This is a genomic window from Roseivivax jejudonensis, from assembly GCF_900172265.1.
GTDB classification, from domain to species: Bacteria; Pseudomonadota; Alphaproteobacteria; order Rhodobacterales; family Rhodobacteraceae; genus Roseivivax; species Roseivivax jejudonensis.
The window spans coordinates 271,834-281,817 of the sequence record NZ_FWFK01000006.1 but is presented as its reverse complement, the minus strand read 5'-3'; the positions used below and the strand labels follow the sequence as shown (position 1 = coordinate 281,817).

General features: G+C 67.0%; 10 protein-coding genes. 5 read left to right on the top strand and 5 right to left on the bottom strand.

Annotated elements, in window-relative coordinates; translation table 11 throughout:
- Positions 1-96: biotin carboxylase N-terminal domain-containing protein (locus tag ROJ8625_RS16720; RefSeq protein ID WP_143535158.1), on the bottom strand; the 96-nt coding region annotated here is incomplete at its 3' end.
- A complete protein-coding gene (gene accB / locus ROJ8625_RS16715; protein WP_085793077.1) occupies positions 97-597 on the bottom strand; it encodes an acetyl-CoA carboxylase biotin carboxyl carrier protein in 501 nt (166 codons plus the stop codon).
- 313 nt (positions 598-910) lie between these two features.
- Here accB and dctP point away from each other — a divergent pair, with 313 nt between their 5' ends.
- The 4 genes from dctP to ROJ8625_RS16695 all read left to right on the top strand — a co-directional run bounded on the left by dctP (position 911) and on the right by ROJ8625_RS16695 (position 4,393).
- Positions 911-1,885 carry a TRAP transporter substrate-binding protein DctP gene (dctP, locus tag ROJ8625_RS16710; protein WP_159456792.1) on the top strand — a complete coding sequence of 325 codons (975 nt, stop codon included), beginning with the start codon at positions 911-913 and terminating at the stop codon, positions 1,883-1,885.
- Positions 1,886-1,955: 70 nt separating this feature from the next.
- Positions 1,956-2,447: a TRAP transporter small permease gene (locus tag ROJ8625_RS16705; protein WP_085793065.1), complete on the top strand. Its 492-nt coding sequence runs from the start codon at positions 1,956-1,958 to the stop codon at positions 2,445-2,447.
- The gene (locus ROJ8625_RS16700; protein WP_085793064.1) at positions 2,440-3,750 is read left to right on the top strand and encodes a TRAP transporter large permease; all 1,311 of its coding nucleotides are present in this window, start codon (positions 2,440-2,442) and stop codon (positions 3,748-3,750) included. The genes ROJ8625_RS16705 and ROJ8625_RS16700 overlap by 8 nt, the downstream gene beginning before the upstream one ends.
- 28 nt (positions 3,751-3,778) lie before the next feature.
- A complete protein-coding gene (locus tag ROJ8625_RS16695) occupies positions 3,779-4,393 on the top strand; it encodes an isochorismatase family protein (protein ID WP_085793063.1) in 615 nt (204 codons plus the stop codon).
- Positions 4,394-4,614: 221 nt separating this feature from the next.
- Here ROJ8625_RS16695 and ROJ8625_RS16690 read toward each other — a convergent pair whose 3' ends face one another.
- Both ROJ8625_RS16690 and ROJ8625_RS16685 read right to left on the bottom strand, forming a co-directional pair.
- Positions 4,615-5,598 (bottom strand): 3-hydroxyacyl-CoA dehydrogenase family protein, encoded by a 984-nt coding sequence (locus tag ROJ8625_RS16690; RefSeq protein ID WP_085793062.1) that lies wholly within the window; start codon positions 5,596-5,598, stop codon positions 4,615-4,617.
- An 82-nt stretch (positions 5,599-5,680) separates the two neighbouring features.
- Positions 5,681-6,472, bottom strand: a complete 792-nt coding sequence (locus tag ROJ8625_RS16685; RefSeq protein ID WP_085793061.1) for an IclR family transcriptional regulator — start codon at positions 6,470-6,472, stop codon at positions 5,681-5,683.
- A gap of 474 nt (positions 6,473-6,946) precedes the next feature.
- Here ROJ8625_RS16685 and ROJ8625_RS16680 point away from each other — a divergent pair, with 474 nt between their 5' ends.
- On the top strand, positions 6,947-8,032 hold the full coding sequence (locus tag ROJ8625_RS16680; protein ID WP_085793060.1) for a histidine kinase dimerization/phosphoacceptor domain -containing protein: 1,086 nt from the start codon (positions 6,947-6,949) through the stop codon (positions 8,030-8,032).
- A gap of 653 nt (positions 8,033-8,685) precedes the next feature.
- Here the strand turns inward: ROJ8625_RS16680 and yghX are convergent.
- The gene (gene yghX / locus ROJ8625_RS16675; RefSeq protein ID WP_085793059.1) at positions 8,686-9,600 is read right to left on the bottom strand and encodes a YghX family hydrolase; all 915 of its coding nucleotides are present in this window, start codon (positions 9,598-9,600) and stop codon (positions 8,686-8,688) included.
- Between the last annotated feature and the right edge of the window lie 384 nt (positions 9,601-9,984).

Sequence of the window (9,984 nt, the reverse complement as noted above, 5' to 3'; positions counted from 1 at the left end):
GGCCGCCACCGTCTCGATCCCGAGCGACCGGCAGGCCCGGATCACCCGGACCGCGATCTCTCCGCGATTGGCGACGAGGACACGGCGCAGGGCCATTCAGGCCTCCGGGCGGACGAGCAGGATCGGCTGGCCGAACTCGACGAAGGCGCCGTCTTCGACAAGGCAGCGTTCGACCGTGCCCCGGCACTCGGCCCGGACGTTGTTGAACACCTTCATGACCTCGATGATGCCCACGGTCGTTTCGTCGTCGACGGCGTCACCGGCGCGCACGAAGGGCGGGGCGCCGGGCTCCGGGGCGACGTAGAAGGTGCCGACGATCGGCGCCTTGACCTCGACCAATCCGTCGGTGCCGCCCGCGGGCGCGGCCGGCGGGGCCGGGGCCTCCGCTGCGGCGGGCGCAGGCGCCGGGGCAGGGGGAGCCGGTGTCGGGCCCGGTTGGGCCGGGGCGGGCGCCGCAGGCTCGGCCGCAATCGGGCGCAGCGGGGCAGACTTGCTGGCCGCGATGCTGACATCGCCCATGCGGATCTCGATACTGTCGAAGGCCGAACCCTCGACGATGGCGAGGATCTGCCGGATCTCGTCGTGGGAAAGCGTCATGCGGGGCTCCTCGCGATCTCGCGTCTCGTCACGAGAGGAAACCGGTCGCGCCGCTGGCGCGCCGAGACCCCGGCTCGGGTGTCCGGGTGTCGTCTCCTCCCGTCGTCAACATAGGCGAACGGGCCCGGCGCGGCCCACCGTATCGGCGGCTGTCGCGGGACTTTTCACATATATGAAAACTTTGCCGCACCCTCCTCGGTGGCCGTCATCGCGCATTGGTCATGAGAACTTAGATCGCTATGCTTTTCGGAAGGCTCGCCGGAGGATCGCGTCCTGCAAGGGCGCGGCGGGGGCCAGAACAGGGAGGACGAACATGAATACATTCACCCGCGCCGCATTCGCGGCGACTGCCGCTCTGTCCCTCGGCACGACGGCGTCGGCACAGGACCTGCGCCTGCTCGCCGGCTGGGATTCCAGCTATGCCGCGGTCGGCGACGTGCTGATGCCGTTCATCGAACGCCTGGAGGAAGAGACGACGGCGGACATAAGCATCAACGTTCTGGGCCCCGAAACCGTGCCGCCGTTCGAGCAGCTCGACCCTGTGTCGCGTGGCCTGTTCGACATGCTCTACACCAACGGCGCCTACCATTTTAACGAGATCGCCGTGGGCATGACGCTCGACGCGATGAACGGCACCACCGAGGACCTTCGCGAGGGCGGCGTCTGGCAGGCGGTCGACGCGCAGTACCAGGAGCTTGGGCTGAAGCTCATCGCGGTGCTCTACGACCTGAACGGCTACCACATCATGCTGAAGGACGAGGTCGGCGAGGACGCGCTCGAAGGCCGCCGCATCCGCGGCACGCCGATCTACCACCCGGTGATCGAGGCCCTCGGCGGCTCGCCCGTGGTCCTGCCGGGCAACGAGATCTACCCGGCGCTCGAGCGCGGCGTCGTCGACGGCGCGGCGTGGCCGACCGTCGGTGCGGTGGCCTACAAGTGGTTCGAGGTCGCGGACTACATGATGCGTCCGACCTTCGGGCAGGTGTCGCACATGGTGCTGATGAACCTCGAAACGTGGAACGGACTCGACGATCAGACCCGGTCGGAGATCGAGGCCGCGGCGCAGAGCTTCGAGCTCGAGGCCAACGGCCTGTTCGACGAACTGGCGGCGTCGGAGCGCGAAACGCTGGAGACCGAGGGCATGACCGTCTCCGAACTCAGCCAGGAGATGGGCGAGATGATCAGCGGCGCCTGGTTCACCGGCACGCTCGACCTCGCGGCGACGCAGAATCCCGAGGCGGTCGAGGAGATCCGCGGTCTCGCCACCGAGGCCGGCGTCGACGGCTGAGCCACCCGACAGACCATAGGCGCGGGGCCGGTCACCGGCCCCGCATCCCATTTCCGAGGGGCATACCCGCATGCGATCCATCCTGCGCATCCAGGACGCGATCACCTGGGCCGGTTTCATGCTCGGCGCGACGGCGCTCGGCGCGATCGTGGTCATCTACACGTTCGAGGTGATCTCGCGCTACGCCTTCGGCGCCCCGACCATGTGGGCCAGCGACTTCGTCTCGTTCCTGCTGTTGATCTCCGTCTTCGCGACGGGCCCGTGGCTCACACGGGAGGGCGGGCACGTCGCGGTGACCATCCTGCCCGACATGATCCCGGCGGCGCGCGACGCGATCCTGCGCGCGGGCTTTTTCGTGTCGGCCCTGGTTTGCCTGTGGGCCGGCTGGATCTGCCTGGGCGAGAACATCTACCTGTTCGAGCGGGGCACCGTGACGCTGACCACAGTGCGCATCCCGAAATGGACGCTGTCGGTGTTCATCACCTACGGTTTCCTGAACTCGGGGCTCTACTTCCTGCGCCTCGCTTTCGCGCCGCCCACGCCGGAGGCGCAGAATGGTTGAGGGTATCGGCGCGGTCCTGACCGGGGTCGCCCTGCTGCTGGTCCTGATGTCCACCGGCCTGCCGGTCTTTGCGGCGTTCCTGTGCATCAACCTCGTCGCGGTCGCGGTCATCATGGGGCCGACCGGCTACGGCATGTTCGCCAGCAGCCTCTACGAGACGACGACGGCACAATCGCTGGTCACAATCCCGCTCTTCATCCTGATGGGCGAGGTGCTGTTCCGATCGAACTCCGTCGAGGTCCTTTTCCGATCAATCGACACGCTGGTGGGGCGCGTGCGCGGGCGCCAGTACGTCCTGTCGATCCTTCTCGCCACGGTGTTCAGCACGCTTTCGGGCGCGGCGATGGGCGTCGCGGCGATGCTCGGGCGGTCGCTGCTGCCTGGCATGGTGTCGCGCGGATACGACGCGCGCATGTCGGCAGGCACGATCCTCGCCGGCGCCAGCCTCGCGCCGCTGATCCCGCCGAGCGTTCTGGTCATCATCATCGGCACGCTCGCCGGCGTGTCGATCGCCGGGCTCCTGATCGCGGGCATTCTGCCGGGGCTCATGTTCGCGGCGATCTTCCTGACCTACTGCTTCGTGCGCACCTGGCTCGACCCGTCGCTCGCCCCCGCTGAAACCGACGACGCGCCGATCCCGACGGCGCGTGAGAAGCTCTGGGCGCTGATCCGCATCGTGCCGTTCTCGATCATCATCCTGATGGTGATGGGCTTGATCCTCATGGGCATCGCGACCCCGACCGAGGCTGGCGCTATGGGCGTCGTCGGCTCGCTGATGACCGCCGCGATCTACCGCAACCTGTCCTTCCGCATGATGGGCGAGGCACTTGCCGCGTCGGTCAAGGTGTCGGCGATGATCCTGTTCATCATGGCCTCGTCGAAGCTCTTCAGCCAACTGCTGGCCTTTACCGGCGGCGCGACGGCGATGACCGAGTGGGTCGTGGGGCTCGACGTGTCGCGCTGGATGATGCTGTTTCTGCTGATGGCGCTGCCGTTCCTGCTGTGCATGTTCGTCGACCAGATCGCGCTGATGCTGATCGTGATCCCGATCTACCTGCCGATCATCGAGCGGCTGCAGTTCGACCCGATCTGGTTCTGGCTGCTGTTTCTCGTGAACATCACCGTGGGCGGCATGACCCCGCCGTTCGGCTATACTCTCTTCGCGCTCAAAAGCGCGTGGGAGGACGCGACGCTGGCCAAGGTGTTCTCGGCCGCGTGGCCGTTCGTTCTGCTCTACATGCTGGGAATGGTGATCCTGGCGTTGTTCCCGGGGCTGACCACCGTTCTGCCCTCGATGCTCTGACCCGACACCGCGCGACAGGAGGCAAGCGATGACCGAACCCGCATCCACCGATGGCTTCGGCAATGACATGGGGTGGGGCGCGCGGCCTCTCCTGCTCGTCATCGACGTCACGCGCGCCTTTACCGAGGCCGATCGCCCGCTCGGGTCGGACGGCACCGCGCTCGTGTCGGCGGTCAACCGGCTGGTCGGTGCGGCGCGATCGGGCGGCGTGCCGATCATGTTCACCCGCGTCGCCTACGACCGGCCGGACCTGTCGGATGCCGGTCTCTGGGCGCGCAAGATCGGAACACTCGGCGATCTCGTGGACGGCGGCGCGGGCGTCGAGATGGATCCACGGCTCGATTGCACCCCGACCGACCCGGTCCTCACCAAGAAATACGCGTCGTGCTTCTTCGGCACGGATCTGGCGAGCCGGCTCACCTCGGCGGGCATCGACACGCTCGTGGTGGCCGGGCTCAGCACAAGCGGTTGCGTGCGGGCCACGGTGGTCGATGCGATCCAGCTAGGGTTCCGGCCCATCGTCGTCGAGGACGCGGTGGCCGACCGGTGGCAGGACGCCCATCGCCAGTCGCTGGCCGACATGGCCGCGAAATACGCGGATCTCACCTCGGTGGACGCGGCTGTGGAACGTCTCGCGTCCTGACTCAGCCATCGACCAAGCCGCGCACCGATGCGGCGCGGTGCGGCAATGCGACAGATTTTCTACAGGGATCTATGGCATCCGGGTCGGGGCTTCGCCGGAGCGATCGACCAACTCCCGCCAAACCGCCGTGCCGGGGGCGGTCCGGCGAAGCGCGGCGGCCTGTGCCGCTATTTCGCGCGGGGCGATGTCACCCCGCACACCGCCGCCGACCCTCAAAAACCCTAACGCACCTTGAGGCGGGTCACCGCGTCACGATCCCTCAGCCAATCGAGCAGGTCCGTCAGCTGGCGGTCGCGTTCCTCGACCACCTCGGCGTTGGGCGCGTCGAAGGTATACCAGCCCTTGCCGGTCATCGCGCCCTGATCGCCGGCGTCCACCAGCGCCCGCAACGCGTCGCGGCCCTTGAAGTTCTCGTCGCCGGTTTGCCGGTAGAGCGAGTACGTCACCGCCAGCGCGGTCGATTTCGGCACGATCAGGTCTTCGGTCAGAAGCGGGCCCCACAGCGCCAGTCGCGGCCCGATGCTCAGCCGGACCGCGGCGTCGATGTCGTCGCGGCTGGCGATGCCCTCGTCCACGAGGCGATAGATCTCGGTCAGCATCGCGAACTGGATCTTGTTGATGAGAAAGCCCGGCCGCTCGGGCGTGGCGACGCCCACGTGGTCGATGCTCTCGGCGAACGCCCGGCCCCAGGCGACAAGCTCCGGCGGCGTCGTCTCGTCGTGGATGATCTCCACGGCCCTGATGATGTGCGCGGGCGTGATGTAGTGGATGCCGAGCACCCGCGCCCTGTGCGTCACCCGCGCCGCGATGTCCGACAGCAGCAGCGAGGACGTGTTCGTCGCCAGAACGACTTCGGGCGGGCAGAGCGTGTCGAGCGTCTCGAACACCGCCTGCTTGGCCTCCAACGCCTCCTGCACGGCCTCGTGCACCATGAAGGCGCCCTCGACCGCCTCGGGTAACTCGGTGGTCGTCGTCACCCGCCCGAGGATCGCATCGACCGTCGCGGCATCGTCCGAGAACGTGGCGGCGATCGGCCGTGCCCGCTCGGCAAAGCTGTCGAGCAGGTCGGAGCGCAGGTCGCACAGCACGGCCTCGTAGCCGTGATGCGCGTACATCGTCGCGATGACGCACCCCATGAAGCCTGCGCCGACAATGCAGATGCGCCCGCCCGGCGGCGGGCCGGTTTCGGCGGTGGTGTCGGTCATGTCGTCTCCTCCCGGCTCGTCACCCTCAGGTTTCCGCGTCGGCCCTGCGTGTCAATCGGAAGCCCCGGGAGCGGGATCGCTTTCACATATGTGAAGCGCTGCCGTGGATCTGGGCGTGGAGGTCGCGGACCAGACCGCGCAACGCATCGATCAGGACCGGGGTCTTATCGATGATGCGTGCCGTCGGCCCGTGTACGCCGACCCCGAGCGGCCGGGCGTGCCCGTCGGGCACCGGGATCAGAACGGCCACCATCGAGGCGTTCCAATGGGCCGTGGGCGCGATCAGGTCGCGGGCATGAAGCACCGACACGTCCGTGTCTTCGTGACGGTCGAGGGTCTGTTCGTAGGATGCCCGGTCGAAGTCGTCCGCCTGCAGCAGCCCCGCCGCCACGGTGCCCTCGTGAACGCGCAGCGCGTCGGACCGGGGCATCCGGCTCAGCAGCAGCCAGCCGATCCCGTTCTGGATCATCAGTCGCCGGTCGCCGGGCCGAATGTGGGAATTGACGCCGTCCGAGCGATGCAACGACATCACGTACTCGATGTGCAACCCGACCGGCGCTCCCAGCACCACCGGCTCGTCGACCCGGTCGCGCAGGCGGTGCATCGCGTCGAGCACGACCGTTTCTTCGTATCCGCCGGTGCCGAGCCAGCGCGTCAGCTGCATCAGCCGGGCCGTTGGCATGTATTCGTGCGTGTCGGGATCGATGTCCATGTAGCCGCGGGCCACCAGCGTGCGCAGCAACCCGGTCATGCTCGAGGGCGGGTAGCCGAGCGCGCGGATCAGAACGCTCATACGCGCGGGGCGGCGGTGGTCGGCGAAAAACTCGAGGATCTCCAGCACGCGCGCCGCCGATTTCACATGGTCGCCCTGCATCGCTCCCCCGGTGTACGTCGAGACCCGCGCGCCGGCCCCGGCCGGCGGCTGCGCCCTTGGGTGTCAGGCGTAGCGCGCGCGCCAGCGCCGGAAAAGCCTGCCGCACGCCTCGGGGGCAGGGCGGGGCGCGAGACTGCCCAGCCGGTGGGCCGGCGGTGTCGTCGCGGACAAGCGACGCATTGGCTCGGTCGCGTCGACCGCGCCGCAGACCGGCCCGAGTCGGCGAAAGCGGAGCCGCAGCGGATGCGAGCCGCATCCGGCCCGCAACGCCCGGGATGTACCGCCTGCCGCCTTCGCTCTAGCCCGCCGCGAACGATGGCCCGAAAGCGCTTTCGCGGGCCCGATTTGACCCGTTTCGAAAATCATGTTTCGACTCCGAGGCGAATAACATGGCATGTCCGGAATGTGTGTTACGCTCGGACCGCCCCCGGCCCAGAGGGCCGCACGCAACTCACCAATGATCGGAGCCCCGTCATGGAGGCTGCACTTCACCCTCGCCAGGATCAGCGGCTGTCTGCGCTGCATTCGTTCGAAGTTCTCGACACGGATCCGGAGCAGGAATTCGACGACATCGTGAAGCTCGCGGCCGCGATCTGCGAAACGCAGATCTCGGTCATCAACTTCATCGATGCCGAGCGACAATGGTTCAAGGCCGAAACGGGACTGGGCGTGCGCGAGACGCCGATCGCGACGTCGATCTGCGCGCATGTCATTCTCGAAGAGGATTTCGTCGAGATCCGCGACACGCTCGAGGATCCGCGGATGCAGGACAACCCGCTGTGCTGCGGAGACCCCGGGCTCCGGTTCTATGCCGGCGCGCTCCTCAAGACCGACGAGGGGCTGCCGCTCGGGACGTTGTGCGTGCTCGATTACGCGCCGCGCGCGCTGACGCCGCTGCAGCGCGATACGCTGCGCGTGCTGGCGCGCCAGGTCATGACGCTGCTCGAAAACCAGAAGGCCGCCCGCATGGCCGACGTGCTGCGCAAGGAGGTCGATCACCGGGTGAAGAACTCGTTGCAGTCGCTGGCATCCTTCGCGCGGCTGCAGCAGAGGGCGTTCGCGTCAGAGGACGCGAAACTCGCGCTGTCGATGATTACCACGCGCGTCGACTCCCTGACGCAGCTGCACGAGCAGCTCTACACCACGAACGCGCACATGACCGTGGAGATGTCGGATTTCCTCAACCGGATCTGCAGCAACCTCGAAGGAATCGCGCCGGCCGGTGTCCGTCTCGAGGTCGCGGCCGAGGAGATCGTCGTGGGGTCCGCGCAGGCGGCGGCGGTGGGCACGTTCGTCAACGAGTTCGTGGCCAATTCCTTCAAGCACGCGTTTCCGGACGGTCGCACGGGTCGCGTGCGGATCGAGATCACCCAGACTGCCGACGACATGATCAGCCTCGTGTGCTCTGACGATGGCGTCGGCCTCCCGCAGGAGGCGGAGCAGTCGCCGCGCGGGCTCGGCATGAAGATCGCCGAGATCGTCTGCATGGAGCTCGACTGCGACATGGACGTGGAGAGCGAGGGCGAAGGCGTCACGACGACGATGGTCTTCGCCGGCTGACGCAGGGCCGTGCGCCTCGGGATCCGGGACCTCTCATTGTTGAGTCGCAAGGGGCCCCGAAGTGACGACAACGCGCATCGGCCTGTTGGTGATCGACACGGCGGACGGGCTGGCGGGTGCGGCAAGTGCAGACGACAGGTGGTCGGCATCGTCCGGCGTCTCGGGGCGGACGCCGCGAACACCGGCAGCTTCCGGACTGCGACGCGCGAAGTCTCCCGGATGCGCAGCACGAAGGGTCCCCTATGGCTCGAGTACGACGCGGCGGGCTTCGCCGCGTGCGATCCGCTCGTCCGTGGCGCCCGTGTGCGGGGATCCGCCCCGCGTCGTGAACATGGCCGGGGACGCGGCGCGTGCGCCTGCGACGGGCAAGCTGCGCGACTGGCGCGAGACGAGCCGGCGGTGCCGCTGCGATTACCTGATCTCGCAGGCCTGCTACGACGGCGACCGGTGCGCGGGTGTGGCGCTGAGCTGCCGTAGCGATCCGCGATGCCTGTTCGACCCGGGCACGCGGACAGTCTCGGACGGTTCGGCGCTGATCGCCACGAGCCTCCTCGATGGGCGTTCATGGACCGCCGGATGCTGGATTTTCCCGGCTGTTGCAGCTTTCCCGATGTCGGAAGTCACGCCCGCCGCGAGGCGGACGCTAAATCTCGTCAGCCTGCGAGGTAGGTCCTGAACCAGGCGACCATGCGTTCTTCGGCGAGCATGGCAGCGGCCTCGTCGTAGCGAGGCGTCGTGTCGTTGTGGAAACCGTGGTTCACACCGGGATAGATATGTGCCTCGTATCGCTTGTCGTTCTCCTCCAGCGACTTCTGGAACTCGGGCCACATCGCATTGATCCGCTGGTCGAGCGCCGCGAGCTGGATCATGAGAGGCGCCTCGATCTGCGCCACCTGGCGGCTCTCCGGCGCGGCACCATAGAAGGGGACCCCCGCCGCCATCTCGGGATACGCAACGGCCAGTTTGTTTACCACGCCACCACCGTAGCAGAAGCCTGTAGCTCCGACCTTGCCGTTGGTATTCTCGAGCGCTTGCAGATACTCGAAACCTGCGAAGAAGTCGTTCAGTAGAGCTTCTTGATCGAGGCTGCGTTGCATTTCGCGGCCCTCGTCGTCGCTACCCGGGTAGCCGCCCAGGGACGACAGGCCATCCGGTCCCATCGCGACGAAGCCCGCCTTGGCAAGGCGCCGCACGACGTCGCGGATATAGGGGTTGAGGCCCCGGTTCTCATGAACGACCAGAACAGCGGCTGGCGGGTTCTCGGTGTCCACCTGGGCCGGCCTGACGAGATACGCCGTGATGTCCCCGGTGCCGTCTGGACTCTGATAGGTGATGTCCTCACCCACGATGTCCGGATCGTTCTCTGCGACCTGCTGGGCGAGAGCATAGTTCGGCGCGAGGGTTCCGAGAATCGCGGCGGCGGTCACTCCGCCCACAGCCCATTTTCCGGCGCGATCGAGAAACTCCCGCTTCGAAATCTTTCCGTGGGCGTAGTAGTCGTAGAGGTCGAGCAGCTCTTGGTCGAAATCCGCCGCAGTGAGACGGCGTGTTGAAATCTGTTCGTTCATGAAAGTGCCTCCCTTGCCGATGCCTACGCGTAGCACAACCATGCGGCGCAGCCGCTCACGTTCTTGTCGATTGCATGGTTCGGCGCCGCACCTCGCTGTGTCGATTGACGCGGACCGAGACTCTCATCGGCGCCGGCAGAGACGATGGGTTCGGCTCCTGACCAATGTCTGGTCCAAGGATGAATTTGCGGCCGACACCGGATCTTTGGTTTTCGATCTTTGTTGAACCGTCCGCACGGGCCGGCGGTAAGGCATGGAACTGGGAACGGCTCCCGAAACGCTTGTGACCGGCCCCAAACCAACCTTCGCATCGATGTCTGACTCCAGCCCTCGACGCCTTCCCCCAAGCGGTCATATACGCAAATCGTTTCTGCCACATGAGCA

Bases quoted from the DNA above. Each gene is read 5' to 3' on its own strand.
- accB (WP_085793077.1), bottom strand. From the start codon at position 597: ATGACGCTTTCCCACGACGAGATCCGGCAGATCCTCGCCATCGTCGAG.
- dctP (WP_159456792.1), top strand. From the start codon at position 911: ATGAATACATTCACCCGCGCCGCATTCGCGGCGACTGCCGCTCTGTCC.
- ROJ8625_RS16705 (WP_085793065.1), top strand. From the start codon at position 1,956: ATGCGATCCATCCTGCGCATCCAGGACGCGATCACCTGGGCCGGTTTC.
- ROJ8625_RS16700 (WP_085793064.1), top strand. From the start codon at position 2,440: ATGGTTGAGGGTATCGGCGCGGTCCTGACCGGGGTCGCCCTGCTGCTG.
- ROJ8625_RS16695 (WP_085793063.1), top strand. From the start codon at position 3,779: ATGACCGAACCCGCATCCACCGATGGCTTCGGCAATGACATGGGGTGG.
- ROJ8625_RS16690 (WP_085793062.1), bottom strand. From the start codon at position 5,598: ATGACCGACACCACCGCCGAAACCGGCCCGCCGCCGGGCGGGCGCATC.
- ROJ8625_RS16685 (WP_085793061.1), bottom strand. From the start codon at position 6,472: ATGCAGGGCGACCATGTGAAATCGGCGGCGCGCGTGCTGGAGATCCTC.
- ROJ8625_RS16680 (WP_085793060.1), top strand. From the start codon at position 6,947: ATGGAGGCTGCACTTCACCCTCGCCAGGATCAGCGGCTGTCTGCGCTG.
- yghX (WP_085793059.1), bottom strand. From the start codon at position 9,600: ATGAACGAACAGATTTCAACACGCCGTCTCACTGCGGCGGATTTCGAC.